Origin of the sequence: Citrobacter sp. Cpo091 (assembly GCF_030332645.1) — a bacterium.
GTDB classification, from domain to species: Bacteria; Pseudomonadota; Gammaproteobacteria; order Enterobacterales; family Enterobacteriaceae; genus Citrobacter; species Citrobacter portucalensis.
Genome location: NZ_JAOWHL010000040.1, coordinates 570,421 through 588,453, shown reverse-complemented (window position 1 = coordinate 588,453; position 18,033 = coordinate 570,421). Strand labels below are relative to the sequence as shown.

The 18,033-nt window shown below is 55.2% G+C and carries 13 protein-coding genes; 6 read left to right on the top strand and 7 right to left on the bottom strand.

Annotation, left to right across the window (positions count from 1 at the left end; translation table 11 throughout):
- Window positions 1–50: 50 nt before the first annotated feature.
- The 4 genes from OGY04_RS21650 (at window position 51) to OGY04_RS21635 (ending at window position 6,908) form a co-directional block, all read left to right on the top strand.
- Entirely contained in the window at window positions 51–3,317 is a 3,267-nt protein-coding gene (locus OGY04_RS21650; RefSeq protein ID WP_286586005.1) for a DUF5107 domain-containing protein, read from the top strand.
- Window positions 3,318–3,389: 72 nt separating this feature from the next.
- Entirely contained in the window at window positions 3,390–4,829 is a 1,440-nt protein-coding gene (locus tag OGY04_RS21645; protein WP_048215775.1) for a sugar porter family MFS transporter, read from the top strand.
- The gene (locus OGY04_RS21640) at window positions 4,829–5,671 is read left to right on the top strand and encodes an aldose 1-epimerase (protein ID WP_208743863.1); all 843 of its coding nucleotides are present in this window, start codon (window positions 4,829–4,831) and stop codon (window positions 5,669–5,671) included. Before OGY04_RS21645 ends, OGY04_RS21640 begins: the two co-directional genes overlap by 1 nt.
- Before the next feature lie 88 nt (window positions 5,672–5,759).
- Window positions 5,760–6,908, top strand: a complete 1,149-nt coding sequence (locus tag OGY04_RS21635; RefSeq protein WP_048215777.1) for a 3-phenylpropionate MFS transporter — start codon at window positions 5,760–5,762, stop codon at window positions 6,906–6,908.
- On the opposite strand, the gene csiE is transcribed toward OGY04_RS21635, so the two are convergent.
- From csiE to OGY04_RS21600, 7 genes are all read right to left on the bottom strand, one after another.
- Window positions 6,903–8,180, bottom strand: a complete 1,278-nt coding sequence (csiE, locus tag OGY04_RS21630; RefSeq protein ID WP_286586003.1) for a stationary phase inducible protein CsiE — start codon at window positions 8,178–8,180, stop codon at window positions 6,903–6,905. The genes OGY04_RS21635 and csiE overlap by 6 nt on opposite strands.
- A gap of 958 nt (window positions 8,181–9,138) precedes the next feature.
- A complete protein-coding gene (locus tag OGY04_RS21625; protein ID WP_111465252.1) occupies window positions 9,139–9,738 on the bottom strand; it encodes a KpsF/GutQ family sugar-phosphate isomerase in 600 nt (199 codons plus the stop codon).
- Window positions 9,735–11,372 (bottom strand): FGGY-family carbohydrate kinase, encoded by a 1,638-nt coding sequence (locus OGY04_RS21620; RefSeq protein WP_008785469.1) that lies wholly within the window; start codon window positions 11,370–11,372, stop codon window positions 9,735–9,737. Before OGY04_RS21620 ends, OGY04_RS21625 begins: the two co-directional genes overlap by 4 nt.
- Before the next feature lie 17 nt (window positions 11,373–11,389).
- Window positions 11,390–12,343, bottom strand: coding sequence for an ABC transporter permease (locus tag OGY04_RS21615; protein ID WP_003037658.1), 954 nt, complete (start codon window positions 12,341–12,343; stop codon window positions 11,390–11,392).
- A 1-nt stretch (window position 12,344) separates the two neighbouring features.
- Window positions 12,345–13,334 (bottom strand): ABC transporter permease, encoded by a 990-nt coding sequence (locus tag OGY04_RS21610; RefSeq protein WP_008785467.1) that lies wholly within the window; start codon window positions 13,332–13,334, stop codon window positions 12,345–12,347.
- A complete protein-coding gene (locus tag OGY04_RS21605; protein ID WP_008785466.1) occupies window positions 13,327–14,835 on the bottom strand; it encodes a sugar ABC transporter ATP-binding protein in 1,509 nt (502 codons plus the stop codon). Before OGY04_RS21605 ends, OGY04_RS21610 begins: the two co-directional genes overlap by 8 nt.
- 103 nt (window positions 14,836–14,938) lie before the next feature.
- Window positions 14,939–15,922 carry an autoinducer 2 ABC transporter substrate-binding protein gene (locus OGY04_RS21600; protein WP_003037665.1) on the bottom strand — a complete coding sequence of 328 codons (984 nt, stop codon included), beginning with the start codon at window positions 15,920–15,922 and terminating at the stop codon, window positions 14,939–14,941.
- A 420-nt stretch (window positions 15,923–16,342) separates the two neighbouring features.
- On the opposite strand from OGY04_RS21600, the gene OGY04_RS21595 reads away from it, so the two are divergent.
- Window positions 16,343–16,981: a DUF1007 family protein gene (locus OGY04_RS21595; protein WP_048225041.1), complete on the top strand. Its 639-nt coding sequence runs from the start codon at window positions 16,343–16,345 to the stop codon at window positions 16,979–16,981.
- Window positions 16,972–17,952 (top strand): nickel/cobalt transporter, encoded by a 981-nt coding sequence (locus OGY04_RS21590; protein ID WP_079935289.1) that lies wholly within the window; start codon window positions 16,972–16,974, stop codon window positions 17,950–17,952. Before OGY04_RS21595 ends, OGY04_RS21590 begins: the two co-directional genes overlap by 10 nt.
- The last annotated feature ends 81 nt before the right edge of the window (window positions 17,953–18,033 follow it).

The following is an 18,033-nucleotide window of genomic DNA, read 5'->3' as shown; positions in this document are numbered from 1 at the left end:
GAATAGCATCAAGTTGAATTTTTACTTTTGTTTATTGAGTGGAGAGCGGCATGTACGGTTCAGTTAAAGTCTGGCAGGAAACGATCACCCTCCCAACGTGGGCGGCGGGTGAAGAAGATGCCAACCCAATGTTTCTGGAAAAACGGGTGTATCAGGGATCTTCTGGAGCGGTTTACCCTTACGGCGTGATTGATACGCTGACCGGCAAACGTGAAATGCGCGACTATCAGGCGGTGTGGATGGAGAACGACTTCATTCGCATCATGCTGCTGCCGGAGTTAGGCGGGCGTATTCATCGAGCGTATGACAAAGTGCAGCAGCGCGACTTCGTCTACTACAACGAAGTGGTGAAACCCGCGCTGGTCGGTCTGCTTGGGCCGTGGATCTCCGGCGGCATCGAGTTTAACTGGCCGCAACATCATCGCCCGACCACCTTTATGCCGGTGGATTTTACTCAGCAGCAGGGTGAGCAGGGTGAATACACCGTGTGGATGGGTGAGGTTGAGCCTATGCGCGGTTTACAGGTAATGACCGGATTCACGCTGTATCCGGATCGCGCGTTGATCGAGATAACCGGGAAGGTGTTTAACGGTAACGCTACCCCGCGCCACTTCTTATGGTGGGCGAATCCGGCGGTGAAGGGCGGCGACGATCATCAGAGCGTGTTCCCTCCGGATGTGACGGCGGTATTTGACCACGGTAAGCGCGATGTCTCAGCGTTTCCCATCGCCACCGGCACATACTACAAAGTGGACTATTCGGCCGGTGTGGATATCTCACGCTACAAGAACGTACCCGTACCGACCTCCTATATGGCTGAAAAATCAGATTATGATTTTGTTGGCGCGTGGCATCACGGCGAGCGTGGTGGGTTGCTGCATGTGGCCGATCACCATGTTTCGCCGGGGAAAAAACAGTGGACCTGGGGATACGGCGACTTTGGTGTTGCCTGGGATCGTAATCTCACCGATGACAACGGTCCGTATATTGAACTGATGACCGGGGTCTTTACCGATAATCAGCCGGATTTCACCTGGCTTGCGCCGTACGAAGAGAAAGTCTTCGTGCAAAACTTCTTGCCCTACAGCGAACTAGGAATGGTGCAAAACGCCAGCACGCAGTTGGCGCTTCGTCTGGTGCGTAAGCGTAGCCAGCTTTCTGTGGGCGTTTATGCGATTGCGCCGCTACGCGATGTTCAGGTTACGCTTGCTGCGCACGGGCAGCCGTTCTATGAAAATACCCTCACCCTTGAGCCTGGACAGAGCTGGCTGGCCGATGTGTCTGACAATGGCCATGCCCGGGTGACGATGACCGTCACAAGCGTCGATGGCACTACGCTTTTGCAGTACGAAGAGCACATCGCGAAAGAATTACCGCTGCCTTCGGCGGCCGTCGCGCCAGCGCTGCCAGAAGCGCTTTCTAATACCGATGAACTCTATTTTATTGGTCAGCATCTGGAGCAGTACAACCACGCCAGCCGCTATGCCGAAGATTATTATCGCCGCGCGCTGGACGTTGATCCGCTGGACTACCGCAATAATGTGGCCCTGGGGACGCTGGCGCTAAACCGCGCCGACTGGGCGCTGGCGGCACAATGTGCTGGCAAGGCGCTGGAGCGGGCGCATAAGCTCAATAAAAATCCGCGTGATGGTGAGGCAAGTATGCTGCTGGCCGCCGCACAGGAACGTCAGGGCGATGATGACAGCGCGTGGGATAATTATTATAAGGCCAGCTGGAGCGGCAACTGCCGGGATGCGGCTTTCTGGTCGTTAGCGCGTCTGGCGATGAAGCGTCAGGACTACGCTGGCGCATTGGAAAAGGTCGAGCAGAGCCTGCGCTTTAACGGCAGTAATAACCTGGCGATGGGGCTGAAAGCGCTGGCGCTGGCAAAGCTTGATCGCAATGCGCAAGCGCTGGACTACATTCGCCAACAACTGGTTGATTATCCACTGAGTTACACCCTGCACTATGCGCGCTGGGCTATTTGCCAGGATGAGGCCACTGCACAGGCGCTAATCTCGATTACCGGGCGGCGCGGGACCAACGCGTGTGAACTGGCAGGCTGGCTGACTTCTTTGGGGCAAAAGGATGCTGCCCGTAGCGTGCTGGAACTGCTCGACAGCCAGGAAACGCTGCCGATGCTGTGGCGCGCTTCGCTGAGCGATAATCCACAACCGTTCATTGAACGTGCTCGTGAGTGTCTGCAAAACCGCGTGCGCTTCCCCAATACGCTGGATGAAGTGCAGATGCTGCAAACTCTTGAGCAAAGTGCTTTTGCCCGCTATTTCCTCGGCTGCTTCTGGTACAGCAAACGGCGTTATGCCGAGGCGGTTTCCTGCTGGCAGTTCACGCTTGCGCAGGAAGCGGATTTCGCACCGGTACACCGTTTACTAGGAATCTATGCCTGGAACAAACTGCACGATGCACAGCAGGCGATGCAGTATTTGTCGCAGGCCGTGGCGCTGGAACCACAGAATGCTCGCTTCCTGTTTGAACTCGACTATCTCAAGAAGTTAATGGCGCAACCCGCTGAGCAGCGTCTGCAGCGACTGGAAGCCAGTAAAGAGATTGTCTTCCATCGAGACGATCTGACGGTGGAACTGCTCAGCTTGTGGAATGGGGTGGGGCGCTACGACGATGCCGCCGCGGTGTTACGTGAACGCGTGTTCCATCCGTGGGAAGGTGGTGAAGGTAAAGCCACCGGGCAATATCTGCTGAATCAGATGCATCGTGCCCTGGCTGCCGTTCATTCCGGTGACCTGCAAACCGCCATCGCGCAACTGCAACAGGCGTTGCACTACCCACAAAACCTCGGGGAAGGACGCTTGCCAGGGCAAACGGATAACGACATCTGGTATTTGCTGGGGCATTGCGCTCAGCTGCAAGGCCATTTCGAAGAATCTCAGCGCTACTTCTCCCGTGCGACGCGCGGCGGCAGCTCACTGGATGCCGGACGTTACTACAACGACCAGCCAGTGGACTATCTCTTCTGGCAGGGGATGGCGCAGAGAAAACTTGGCGATGACGCAGAGGCGGACGCTCTGTTCAATAGCTTCCTGCAATGGAGCGAGTCGCATCACGACAACGTGCCGGATGTCGATTTCTTCGCCGTATCGCTACCCGACCTGGTGGTGCTGGATACCTCAGCACAAGCAAAACACCAGCAACACTGCCTGTTTATCAATGCGCTCGGGCATCTGGGGCTGGGAAATAGCGCCGCCTGTCAGCGTGAACTTGATGAACTCCTGCAACTCAATCCGGCACATGACAAGGCATTACTGCTGCGTCACGCCATTAACGTAAGGCTTTTCCAGTAACACCCGAAACGGGTGGGGGTAACCTCACCCGAAACCTACTGTACCCTGCGTTTCCCTGAAAGAGGAATCATAATGAATAACGCGCAGACACATTTAAAGATTGGTTACGTCTGGACTATCTGCCTGGTTGCGGCCTGCGGAGGTTTACTGTTTGGCTATGACTGGGTGGTGATCGGCGGGGCAAAACCCTTCTATGAAGCATATTTCTCGATTACCGATCCGGCACAATCCGGCTGGGCGATGAGTTCCGCGCTGGTTGGTTGTATCTTTGGCGCGCTGATTTCCGGCTGGTGCGCCGATAAATTTGGCCGAAAAATGCCGCTGATTCTCTCAGCGATCCTCTTTAGCGCTTCCGCCTGGGGAACCGCCGTCGCCAGTAACTTCGATATGTTTATTGTTTATCGCATCGTTGGCGGCGTGGGGATTGGTCTGGCGTCTGCGCTAAGCCCACTGTATATCGCCGAGGTTAGCCCCGCTGAAAAGCGTGGTCGCTTTGTGGCCGTTAACCAGCTCACCATCGTCATTGGCGTGCTGGCGGCGCAGCTTATCAACCTGATGATTGCCGAACCTGTTGCTACAGGCGCTACGCAGCAAGCAATTGTTGAAAGTTGGAACGGTCAGACGGGCTGGCGCTGGATGTTTGGCGCAGAATTAGTGCCCGCGGTAATTTTCCTGGTGCTGATGTTCTTTGTTCCTGAATCGCCGCGCTGGCTGGTGAAAGCGGGCAAAGCCGATCGTGCGCGCGCCATGCTGCAGCGCATTGGTTCGGCGGAATATGCCGGGCAAACGCTGAAAGAGATTGAACATACGCTGCAAAAAGATAATCACAAGGTCGCGTGGTCAACGCTGTTACAACCACAGATCAAACCGATCGTGATTATTGGCATGGTGCTGGCAGTCTTCCAGCAGTGGTGTGGGATCAACGTTATTTTCAACTATGCGCAGGAGATCTTCGCCTCTGCCGGATTCGACATCAACGGTACGTTAAAATCGATCGTGGCGACAGGGATCATCAATCTGGTCTTTACCCTTGCCGCTCTGCCACTGGTGGACAAAATTGGGCGTCGTAAACTGATGCTGTTCGGTGCGTCAGGGCTGACGGTTATCTACGTACTCATTGCCGGGGCATACGGGTTGGGCATTATGGGCTGGCCGGTTTTGGTTCTGGTGCTGGCGGCGATCGCTATTTATGCCCTGACGCTGGCTCCGGTGACCTGGGTGCTGCTGTCTGAAATTTTCCCTAATCGCGTTCGTGGGTTGGCGATGTCGCTGGGGACGCTGGCGCTGTGGATTGCCTGCTTCCTGCTGACCTATACCTTCCCGCTGCTCAATGCGAGTCTGGGCGCGTCGGGAAGCTTCCTGCTGTACGGTGTGATTTGCGCGATGGGCTTCATATATGTTCTGCGTAATGTACCGGAAACCAAAGGCGTGACGCTGGAAGCGCTGGAAGAACAGCTGGCGGCGCAACATACAAAAGCTGGCACATCAGCCCAGCAACGAAGCGCCCGATAATGGATGGTCTGCTGACGCTACAAAACGCACATCTGCGGATGTGCGTAGACTCGCAGGGCGGTTCGCTATTAAGTCTGGTTTCGTTACAACATCAACAGGCCATTTTACGCGAAGGTCATGGTCAGCAACCCGGTGATTGCGGCCTGTTCCCGATGCTGCCGGTCGCGAATCGGGTGGCGGGAAATCGTTTTATGCTGCGCGGTGAAGAGGTGGTTTTACCTCAACATGGCGCAGATGACACCTTTTTCCTGCACGGTGACGGCTGGCTGCAACGCTGGCAGGTTATCACTGTCACCCAAAGCGGTTGTTTACTGCAGTTGCGCAGTTGGCATCCCTGTGGCTATGACTATACGGCGCAGCTTTGCTATCAACTGGAAACCTCGAGCCTGCACGCCTCGTTGACGCTCACTCATTGCGGTGAGCAGCCAATGATTTACGGCTGCGGGTTCCATCCGTTTTTCGCCTTTGATAAGCGCAGTACTGCGCAGTTCACCGCCAGCGGCTACTGGCCGGAGGGGGAGCAGCATCTGCCGCTGGAATGGCAACGTGATATCCCTTCAGCGGCTGATTTCATGCATGCGCAATACGGTGAGGATAGCTGGCTGAATGTCGGATATTCTGGCTGGAGCGGGCGGGCCGTTATTCAGCGGGATGTGATGAAAGTCACGATTTTAGCGCAAACTCCGTGGTTGATGCTGTTCAGAATGTCGGGTGAGGAGTTCCTGTGTCTGGAGCCGCAAACGCATCCGGTGAATGCCCACAACATGCAGGGGCAGCCGGGATTGCAGGTTTTAGCGCAGGGAGAACGCTGCCATTTTGCGATGCAAATTAGCGTCGAATAGGGCAAAAATCATGTTATCTGCCTGTTAATGCTCTCTTGCGCCAGCCTGCGTTTGTCGCCAGACTATCGCCTCCAAACGGGAGGGATTCATGGCTTTGCATTCCACGCGCTGGCTGGCGCTCGGTTATTTCACCTACTTCTTTAGCTACGGTATCTTTCTGCCTTTCTGGAGCGTCTGGCTCGAAGGGCTAGGGCTGACGCCTGAAACCATCGGTTTACTGCTGGGCGCGGGGCTGATTGCCCGTTTTCTCGGTAGTTTGCTGATTGCGCCGCGTGTGAGCGATCCCTCTCGGCTGATCTCAGCGTTACGTATTCTGGCCCTGTTGACGCTGGTGTTTGCGCTGGCCTTCTGGGCGGGAACCAACGTGGCGTGGCTGATGGTGGTGATGGTCGGTTTTAACCTGTTTTTCTCACCGTTGGTACCGCTGACCGATGCGCTGGCCAACACCTGGCAGAAACAGATAACCATGGATTACGGTCGGGTGCGACTGTGGGGATCCGTGGCTTTTGTGATCGGCTCCGCGCTAACCGGCAAGCTGGTGAGCCTGTTTGACTATCGGGTGATCCTGGTCCTGCTATCGCTTGGCGTCGCCTCGATGCTGCTGGGCATGATGATTCGCCCGAGCGTGCAGCCAGCGGGTGAAAACCGTCAGCAGGAGAGTGCGGGATGGCCCGCCTGGCGCGCGCTGATAACCCAGAGCTGGCGTTTTCTTGCTTGCGTGAGTCTGCTACAGGGTGCGCATGCTGCGTATTATGGTTTCAGCGCCATCTATTGGCAGTCTGCCGGATATTCCGCTTCGGCGGTGGGCTATTTATGGTCACTAGGTGTGGTGGCGGAGGTGATTATTTTCGCACTTAGCCACAAGCTGTTCCGTCGATTCAGCGCCCGCGATCTGCTGCTGCTTTCCGCCGTTTGCGGGGTGGCGCGTTGGGGATTGATGGGCTGGAGCACCGAGCTGCCGTGGCTGATCGTGGTGCAAATCCTCCATTGCGGAACCTTTACCGTCTGCCACCTGGCGGCAATGCGTTATATCGCGGCACGCCAGGGGAGCGAAGTTATTCGTTTGCAGGCGGTGTATTCCGCGATAGCGATGGGCGGCAGTATCGCCATCATGACCGTATTCGCGGGCTATCTGTACCAGAATCTGGGCAGCGGCGTGTTCTGGGTGATGGCGCTGGTGGCGCTCCCGGCAATCGTTCTGCGCCCGAAGGTGGTCGCGCAGCCTGCAACGTTATGATTCGAGGATTTTGCGGATCTGCTGCTGCTGATGCGGCGTAAGCGCCAGATCCGCATGAATCAACGGGGGTGAAAATAGCGGTAACGGCGTGGTGTACGGCGTAATAATCAGCGTTACGCCGCGCGGGGCACCCTCTTTTTGAAAGTCCTGCATCGGCATATGTTTTACGTTGAGCGGCAGCAGCGTCAGTTCGCGCAGCTGTTGCTCTATATGCACTTCAAGTTGTTCGTTACTACCGGTCAGCAGGATAATCTGCTTTTCGTGTAAATCCTTCTCCTGCATCAGCCAGGCGCCAAAAATAACGGCCACCAGCCCGATCTCTTCTTCGGAAAATTGCACATCGTATTCGGCCTCGAAGCCGTGAATCGCCTCGCGGGTAGTACGGACCAGCCGGGGATAAAGGCGGCTGAACTCCTCCGGCAGCGTGTTATCAATGCCGATGGCAAACACGCTGCGGTTCAGTGCCTGAGCCAGGTGGATATACAACTGGTCATTCAGCCCTTGTTCATCGCTGAAGCGCACATTGCCATACTCGCGAAAACGCAGCACCAGCCGCGCAATAGCAAGGCGCAGGCGGCGATCCTGCTGGTGATTATCGCGAATCGGGTCGGGGATACGAAGCATTGAGAACAGCAACGCCATAAACAGCGATTCGCCCAGCGGTGCACGTTGCATGACGTGGCGCTGCCAGTGACGGCCAATTTCCTCGGCGAGCGGATATTCCGCGCAGGATTGCGCCCAGCGTTGCTGGAGTGGGTTAAACTCCGGGGTGATCCCCGCGTGATGCTGTAGCAGGCAGTACTGTAAATACAGGCGCAGGAACTGGATGTCACGACACTCAAACGGTTTCTGCAAGCGCCGGGAGCACAGATTAATGAGCGCATGCAGATTGGTGTCGTCATACAGCGTACGTGCGATCCCCCGTTGTTTAAGTTCCGCTTTTAACGCCGGGGTAAACTGCTGGGTGATAAAGGCAGGGCAAATCCGCAGGCCACGGCGCAGCCACTGCAACAGACACAGACGCTGATTTAGCGGGGTCCCTTCGATCGTATAGCCACCATTCTGCGCGGTGGCTATCGCGAGCCGGTGATAGCGCTGGATTTCGAGTCCTGCGCCAATCATATCTTCCTGAACCGTGGCATCATCGACACCGTTGAGGCTGCTGAAGGTTTGTGTAGTAGCGATTTGCCCCGGCAGGAAAAGCGTCAGCAGCACCTGGCAACGGCGCTGGGGAGCGGAAAGTACAGATGGTGGGGCAAGCGTTGACATCATCTGTAGATTCTCCCGTGAGTATGTTTGATAAGAATAGCTAAAGTTTGCGCATAGATTTGAGGAATGGAAAGCTTTACGCCAGGAATGCTGGGGAGCGTCACAGAATTTTTAACGTGCGGAACAGATAGCGGTAGTGGAACGCAGCGAGTTAATCCGCTTTTTCACTGTTTTATCTTTTGTTTAGATATAAATAAACCGGCAGGTTGCGCAATGACGTACTGTTAATGCTCCTGTATCAACATATGTTGGCGGAGCATAATGAATATGTTTTCTCCGAGAAAAGGTTCCGTTCACCTTATGTTCATCGCTTCTCTGTACACTGAACGGCAGTGAACGTGTTAAGGGTGCTATCGCCGCACCCTTAACAATCCCGGCTCCCGGCGGGAAAATTGCCGCTCCGCGGTTCCCTCCGCTTATTCCTCCAGGCTACAGGGCCGGGCGCGATGTAACGTCCCTGTAAAGCGCGCCCTGAGCCAGCATCCATGCTGGCTCTCCCGGCCTTACGGAAACACGTCGGCAATTTTCAGCCGGACCAGCTCACACCCCACCTTCTGCGTTTTTTGTTAAAACAGCAAAACAGATTTAACTGGAAGTCAGAGCGTTGAAGCGATGACCCCGGTCCGGCTGAAAATTGATGAGGCGTTGACGGCTGACCGGGACTGCCCGCAAGGATGCGGGCAGAGGGGACGGCCTGCATGGATGCAGGCTCGGCCCCGACCCGACAGGCAGACGGAATAAGACGAATAGCTCGCGCAGCGACGATTTTCCCGCCGGGAGCCAGGGATGCAAGGGAGGCGGCGGTGAGCCTCCCTTGCACGTTCACGGGTATAGCGATATCAGAGAAGCGATGCACATAAGGTGAACGGAAACTTATTCAGAGTAAAACGTTCTCCCTACATGTTTAACTGACCGCCATTACACCTGCAAATAGGGGGGGTAAAAAGAGCGCTGTCTGGCGTTACTTACCACGGCTCAGCGTTAATCCAACATCACCACCTGGATGCACAGACAACAGCGTCTCCTTTGAGTAACCGCTTTCGCTCATCAGACAGGCGCAGGCGGCGTCAAAGATAGCCAGCACCAGTAAAATTGATGTGGTGGCCAACATGTTCAGCGGGTCGGCCTCATGCTGGACGCCGGTGGAAATCACCAGTCTCGACGCTTTAGCAATGGCTGAATCGGCGTTTTCAGTCACGCTCAGAATCGGCACATTTCGCGCATTCAGTCCGGGCAGCAGCCGGGTGAGTTCGTCCGAATTCCCCCCACGCGACAGCATAATCACCAGGTCGTTGGCGCGTAAAAAACCGAGATCGCCATGCGCCGCGTCCGTCGCGTTGAGGTAGATCGCCGGGCGTTCCACGCACGCAAGCATATGCGCCACTTTACGCGCTGCGATGCCGGAGGTACCTACGCCGGTGACGACGATTTTCCCCTGACAGCCGCGCAGCTCCGCCATCAGCGACTGCCAGAGCGGTTCAGTCAGATGCTGCCCCAGACCCGCCAGGGCATCGCTATAGAGCTGAAATACGCCGGTGGCCTGAGACCAGGAGTCGCTCATGCGTCCTCCTGCATCAACTGGCGGTATTTCATATGATCCTGATACATCTCGTGGAATACCCGATATTTGCGATCGTAGTACTGCTTAATGCGATTAGTCTGCGGGGTAACCGTTTTACCAATCCGGCTCATCGCCGACATCGCTTCCGGGAAGGTTTCGAAAACGCCCGCGGCGATAGTTCCCATCATGGCGCCACCCAGCAGCATGGCTTCGCTCTCTTCAGGCAGCAGCATCGCGCAGCCGGTGGCGTTGGCATGTTCCTGAACGAAGATTGGGTTTTTCGTCCCGCCGCCGCTGGCCATTATCGTATCGATGGTGTAGCCGCTTTGATTCATCGTTTCAATGATATGGCGGGTTCCCAGCGCAATGGCCTGGATGGTCGCAAGGTACTGTAGCGCCATATCCTCCGGCGTACGTGACAGTTTCAGTCCGGTGATTGCGCCCGTAAGCGTTGGGTTAGCGCGCGGCGAGCGGTTGCCGTGGAAATAGGGCAGGATGTGCATATCGCGGGTTAAAAATGCGATATCTTCCGGCTCACCGGCCATTTTACGCAACAGCGCATTCAGCACTTCGTAAATGGTCTGCCCCTGAGATTTAGCTTGCGCCAGCAGGGTTTCGTAGCAAGGATGCGACTGAATAACGTGGTCGATTAACGCCCCTGTTGCCGACTGTCCACCTTCGTTGAGCCAGTATTCTGGCAGCACGGCTGAGTAGTAAGGACCCCAGACGCCACCGATAAAACGCGGCTCTTTGGAAATCGCCATGTGTCCAGTGGAAGTGCCGCCAATCAGCGCGATACGACGGTCAAAATCCGCCACCTCGCCGGAAACACCGCTTGCCCCGAGCGTGCCGAGGGTGCCGGCGTGGGCATCGATGATCGAGACGCTGACAGCGGTCCCCGGAATCAGCCCCATTTCGCTGGCGGCGCGCGCGGATAGCCCGTGACCGAGCGGTTCGCCCATGGTTTTCACGTAGCGACCAATTTTGGCAGCATCATGCTCCAGTAAATCTTCCAGCCCAATCTGGCGGAAATAGCTGGCATCCCATTTGTCTTCATGGCCCATATAGGTCCATTTACACACCGTCGAACACAATGAGCGCGTGTCATCGCCCGTTGCGCGCCAGGTCAGGAAATCGGGCAGGTCAAAGTAGTATCCCGCATTGGCCCAGGTGTTGGGCATATGTTGCTTTAGCCATAGCAGTTTTGGCGTCTGCATTTCCGGGGAGATAATGCCGCCAACGTAGTCCAGCACCCGATGATGCAGGGCGTTGATGCGCTCGGCCTGAGTAATGGCGCGGTGATCCATCCACACAATGATGTTCTGTTCGCTGCGCCCGGACGGGCTAATGGTCAGCGGTTTACCTTCTTTGTCCAGCACCACCAGTGAACAGGTCGCGTCAAAGCCGAGACCTTTAACCTGGATAGGGTTGATATCCGACTGGTTAATCGCATCGCGAACCGCGTTACACACCGCCTGCCAGATGTTATCGGAAGACTGCTCAACAAAATCGGCCTGCGGGCGGTAAATCTCGATGGCCCGACTGGCCTGACCGACCATTCTGCCGTTGAGATCAAACACGCCAGCACGGGCGCTTCCGGTTCCGACATCCACACCAATAAAGTAACTTGCCATAATTTTTTCTCCTGAAATCAGGCTTTACGATTCTGTAATGCGATAAAGAGGATCAGCACCGCGCCCCACAGCGCCATCGTCAGATAGCTGCTGACCCCCAGCAAGTTAAGGCCGCTTTCCAGCATTTGCAGCACAATCAGTGCCAGCACCAGGCCGATAATGCGCCCGAAGCCGCCATCCGGGTTGATACCGCCGAGGACGGAGGCAAGGATGGTGACCAGCAGGTAGGATTCACCGTATCCGGCTTTAGCTGAGTTGAATTTCGCCATCATCAAAATGGCGGCGACCCAGCCGAGCAGGGCAGAAATCACGTACACCGAAATTTGTACCCGTACGGTATTTACGCCGCTGTAGCGGGTAGCCTGTTCATTGGAACCAACGAGATACAGGCTGCGCCCAAGCGTGGTGTGTTCCAGCAGTACCCACAGCAGGATTGCCACCAGGAAAAAGAGCAGTAGCGCCACCGGAATACCGGCAATCGTGGCGTTACCAAGGTACTGAATGGCGGTCGGGAAACCGGAAATCACTGTCCCGTTGGAAAGCAGAATATTCAGCCCGGAGATAAGCGTCATCGTGCCGAGCGTGGCGAGAATAGGCGAGACCCCGACCCAGGCAATCAGCGCACCGTTGAGCGTGCCGATAGCCACCGCTACGGCAGCGCCTGCCAGCAGCGCCAGCACCAGAAACAGCGGGTTATCCGGATGGGTGACGATAATCGCCGCCATCACCAGCGAGCAGGCGTTCGCCCCGGCAATAATCGACAAGTTAATGCCGCCGGTCAGCATGGTCATGCCCATCCCGAGGGCCAGCATGCCGAGGATTGGTAGCTGTGAGCCAATCGACTGGAAGTTAGCGACGCTGAAAAAACGGCTGCCAAGCAGGGCCGAGAAAACCAGGGCGACGACCACAATAATCACGCATTGCAGACGAATGATGGCATCACCGGGTAAAAATCTGGCGATTGTTTTCATCTCAAAGCTCCCTTGCCAGTTTGCGTTTTTCGTTCCAGGCCGTGGCGCTAATGCTGACCAGGATAATGGCGCCGCTGAACACGGTGTGCCAGTAAGAGGAGACGCTGAGTAGCGTCAGGCCATTTTGTAAGAAGGCCAGCAGAACCACGCCGAGCAGGGTTCCGGTCAACGTACCGCGCCCGCCGCTCATGCTGGTTCCGCCGAGTACTACCGCCGCCAGCACCGTAAGCTCAAAGCCGAGCAGCGAATTGGGCGCAACTGACTGGGTGATTTGCGCCTGAACCACGGCGGCAACGCCTGCCAGAATGCCCATGTAGCCATAGACGTAGAAATGCAGCTTCAGCAGATTCAGCCCCAGGCGCGAGGCCGCGTCGCGGTTGCCGCCCATGGCGTAAACCTGACGGCCAAGACGGGTATAGTTCATCAGCACGGCGGTAAAGATGATCACCGCCGCCAGGCACAGCAGGGGCAGGGTCAAACCGTAGTCGTAGCCATCCGCCGCGGTGAACGAGAACCAGTTAATGCCGTTCATAAACCAGTCCGGGAAGCCGTACAGCCAGGTGCCTTTGGTGGCGTAAACCAGCAGACCGTAGTAGACGTTCAGCGTGGCGATGGTAATGATGATTGCCGGAACGCGTAGCCAATAGACCAGAAAACCGTTGATCAGCCCAAGCAGCAGGCCCACCGCAATGGCGATGATTAACGCCAGTGCGAAGTTGCCGCCGTGACCGATAACCCAACTGGCCATTGCATACTGGGCTATCGCGGTCATCGCCGGAAATGAGATGTCGATCCCGCCGGAAATCAGCACCACAAACAGCCCACAGGCCAGGATGCCGAGAATCGCGTAGCTGGTGGCCACATCCGTCAGGTTCCCCAAAGACAAGAACTCGTCGGTGCTGATGCTTAGCCCAACGGCAAGGGCTACAACCAGCAGGCCCAGCCAGAACTCATGTTGCCCGATTAAACGGGAGAGATGCATCTTATTCATTGATTACCTCGACCACTTCAGCAATCTCCTCTTCACGGCATTGATGAGGATTAAATTCCGCCACCAGCTTGCCGCGACGCATTACCAGCACACGGTGGCTGTTGTAATACGCTTCCGGGATTTCATCGCAAATCATCAGCACCGCCATACCCTGTTCAGCCAAATCGCGGGCTATCTGGTAAATACCCTCTTTGTTGGCGATATCCACGCCGACGGTAGGCGAGTCGAGGATCAGGATGCGGGGATTGGTCGCTACCCATTTGGCAATGGCGATACGCTGGGCATTACCGCCGGAAAGGGTTTTGACCGGCAGGTGCGGATCGGACACTTTGATATTCAGTTCGCGGATTAAATCGGCGACCAACTTTTGCGCTTTACGATGATCGAGCAGACCGCTACCGGTGTGCAGTTGATCAAACACCGTGACGATGGTGTTGTCGTAGATCGACTGCTCCATGATCAGCCCCTGCGTCAGGCGATCTTCTGAGACATAGCCGATCCCGTGTTGGATGGCGTCATGGTTATTGCGCAGAGTAACCGGCTGACCGTTAATGCGAATCTCGCCGCTTTCCGGGTGGGTCATACCAAACAGGCTCAGACAAAGCTCAGTGCGCCCGGCACCCAGCAGACCAACAATGGAGACGATCTCGCCGCCGTGCAGCGACAGATTAATGTTCTGGTATTTACCTCTGCGGCTCAGATTGCGCAGCTCAAGCAGCGGCTCTTGCTCAATCGCGGGTCTTTCCGGCAACGGGCTGTAGTGGAAGCGTTGTCCGGTCATCAGGAAGGCCAGCTCGTGGCTGTCGAGTTCGCTGGCAGGGTATGTACCCACCAGTTTGCCGTCGCGCATTACGCTGATGCGGTCAGCCACTTCCATCACCTCATCCAGACGATGGCTGACAAACACGACGCAAATTCCGGCCGCTTTCAGTTCATTAACTACTCGCAGCAGGCCATTAACCTCCTGGCGGGTTAGCGAGGCGGTGGGCTCGTCCATAATCACCAGACGCGCATCGGCGGCAATCGCCCGGCAAATGGCGACCAGCTGTCGATCAGCAATTGAGAGTTTTTCAACTTTTTTATCGGGATCGATATTCACCCCAATACGTTTCATGGCTGCCAGCGCCTGCTGCTTCATGGCACCACGACGCACCCAGATATCACCACCCGGCAGATAGCGGTTGACCGCGATATTTTCTGCGACGCTAAAGTTGGGGAACAATGACAGGTCCTGATAAATAACCTGAATGCCATAATGCGAAGAGAGCTGCGGCGTCAGGTGATGGAACAATTTGCCATCAAGTAAAATCTGCGCGCCTTTTTCCGGGTGATAAACCCCGGAGATCACTTTAATAATGGTACTTTTACCACAGCCGTTTTGACCCGCCAGACAGTGAACTTCGCCTTTTCTCAGCGTCAGATTCACGTTATCCAGCGCCAGCACGCCCGGGAATTGTTTGCTGATATTCTCAAGAGTGATAAATGCGGTGGTGTCTGCCATGGACAATACCCCTGCGCGCGTCCGGGGGGACGCTGAGTGTTAGTTTGGTTGATAGCGCCGACCAGGCGGTCGGCGTTAAGGTTCCCTGGTGTTGGCTAAAGCCTTAGAAACCAAGTGATTGTGCGTTGTCTTTGGTGACTTCGAGGATCTTGTTAAAGCGGATCACTTTCTTCTCCGTGTCGATATCGGCTTTCCCTAAACCATCGATACTCAGATCGGCGTTCACTTCTTTGCCCTGCAACAGCTGATCGGCAACAGTGACCAGCGCGTAGCCCGCGTCTTTTGGATCCCACAGCAGCGCTTTTTTGATATCACCGCGCATCAGGTAAGGTGCTGCCTGCGCTGGCATGGCGATCCCGACGACGGCGATCTTATCTTTGGCGCGTTTTTTCTGCACAGCCTGACCCGCACCGATTGGACCCAGTGAGCCGAAGCCGATAATGCCCTTCATCTGCGGGTAGGTTTTCATCAGATCCAGCGTTGTGGCGTAGGATTTATCGATGCTTTCCGCGACCGGCAGACGTGAAGTGACTTCGAACATTTCCGGATATTTTTCTTTCTGGTACTTAATTGCATAATCCGCCCACGCGTTATGCAGTGGGACCGTCAGCGAACCAACATAGATGGCATATCCGCCTTTGCCGCCCATATTTTTCGCTAACTCATCGACGTTGGCCTGTGCGTATTTTTCACTGTCGATAGTTTCGATATCCCACTGGCCAATTTGCTCATCCGGGGATTCGTGCGTCAACACCACGATGCCTTTATCGCGCGCTTTTTTCAGTACCGGCTCAAGGACCTTGGCATCATTCGGCACCACGATGATCGCATTAACGTTTTTGGCGATCAGATCCTCAATCACTTTCACCTGCTGCGCCGGGTCCGGCGTTGAAGGTCCGGTCTGGTAAGCATTCACATCCAGTTTTTTTGCTGCTTCATTTACGCCGGTTTCCATCCGGTTAAACCATGGGATCCCGGTGACTTTGGCAACCACAGCAATTTCATATTTTTCCGCCGCAAAGGACGTGCCGGACAACATGCATGCAGAAACCAGGGTTGCACTGAGTAATGCGAGTTTGAATTTCATAGTTGTACCTTTCGTAGGGGGCAGGACATGTCACGGCGTGAAGTTAACAATGAATGGAAGAGGGAATGAATCATAAGTTTTGCGAATGTGATCTATGCCCATTGTTGTGAATTTATGGAAATAAAATGGTTAATAATTAGTTAAATTTGCATGGTTTTACATTCAGTTGTTCAAATTAAGTATTAATTAAATATTAAAATGAAACTATTAATTAACATATCGTTATCATTTGGCTTAAGTTTTGACGCCGAAAAGGTGTTTGAGGGGAATTTCCCGAAGAAGAAATTATCGAAATTGAGAACTGAATCGATACCGGAAAAGGGTGCTCAATATTTTTTCGTTCAATGGTATCCTCAGCACACTTTCGCCAAACCAGGCATCATTATTTGTGGCGGTGTAGATTTTCATCGTGGAGAACTCATGCAAGGCGTTAAACGTATCATTATCACGTTGTTTCTCGCTGTCCTGTCCTTTGGCGCAGGCGCGCATCCCCACAGCTTTATCCATCTGAAAACTGAGATAGTGAGCGAGAATGACCAGTTCGTCGCGCTGAAAATGCGCTGGACGATGGATGAAATTACCTCGGCGGATCTGCTTTACGATGCGGGGAATGCCAAACCTGGTGATGAGATCTGGAAGAAACTGGCGGCGGAAGTGATGGCCAACGTTCTCGGGCAGCACTATTTCACCGAAGTGTGGCACGACGGGAAAAAGGTAAAGTTTAAAAACAGGCCGACGGAATATGGCATGGCGCGGGAGGAACACCAGGCAGTGCTGACGTTCGTTTTGCCGCTGGCCGAAGCTCAGCCGCTGAGTGGTCAAAAATATACCATTTCAACCTTCGACCCGACCTACTACGTTGATATGAGCTATGACAAAGATAGCGACGCCAGGCTGGGGCAGTCCATAAGCCAAAAATGCCGGATTTCAGTACATACGCCGACGCCGAATGAACAAACGTTGAGCTTTGCGCAGTCGCTGGATAAAGAAGACGCACCGCCGGAGGATATGGAGTTGGGTAAACAGTTTGCACAGACGGTAACGCTGCAATGTCAGTAGTGTATCAACAACGCGCAGCCAGACGTCGCTGGCTCATGCTATGGCCGCTGGCTGTCTTTTTGCTGCTGGCGGCAGGCGGCATACTGTGGCTATGGCAGGCCTGGCCGCAGGTGATGATGAAAAGTGTCGTCTGGCAGCGCGACGTTAACCAACAGATGAGCGGGTTGCTGAAAGCAGTTGCCGCCAGGCCGGCCCAGGCCGGGGGATCGCTGCTGCTGTTTAGTTTTCTCTACGGCGTTCTGCACGCGCTGGGGCCGGGACATGGAAAAGTCGTTATTACCACCTGGCTGGCAACGCACCCTTCGAAGCTGAAGTCGAGTATTGGCCTGACGCTAGCCTCATCTTTATTACAGGGCCTGGTCGCTATCGGACTGGTGGTTGTGGTGCTTACCATCTTGCAGTTGCCCGCACGACAGCTACATATGAGTAGTTTCTGGCTGGAGAAAGGAAGTTATGCGCTGGTTGGCGTGTTGGGCGTTTTATTGTGCGTCCGTGCGCTGAAGAAATTGCGCCAGCTGCTGCGCCGCCCAAAATTCACAGCCTTCACGCCGCATCATGTGCATCACGAGGGTTGCGGCTGCGGGCATCAGCATTTGCCCGATCCTGAACAGCTGCAAAGTGGTGATGACTGGCGTGCCCGGTTGATGATCGTGCTGTCTATGGGGATGCGCCCGTGCTCGGGGGCCATCATGGTTTTACTGTTCAGCAAAGTGGTTGGCGTGTTTAGCTGGGGTATGGCGTCGGCGCTGGCGATGGCGGCAGGAACCTCTTTGACGATTACGTCACTGGCTCTGCTGGTACACAGTTTCCGCTCGCTGGCGGTGAAACTTAGCGGGCATAAAGCGCCGGTATTGTGGCGACAGATTGGCTGGACGACGCTGGCATTAGCCGGTGGTGCGGTGCTGATCGCTGCTGCGGTAGTGATGTGGATGAGTGCGGTGCCGGTAGGGCGAGGGATAAGACCGTTTTAGCACTGTTGTAGGATGAATGCCTGATGGCGCTTCGCTTATCAGGCCTACGGGGAACTTCCCTGGTAGGCCGGATAAGGCGCT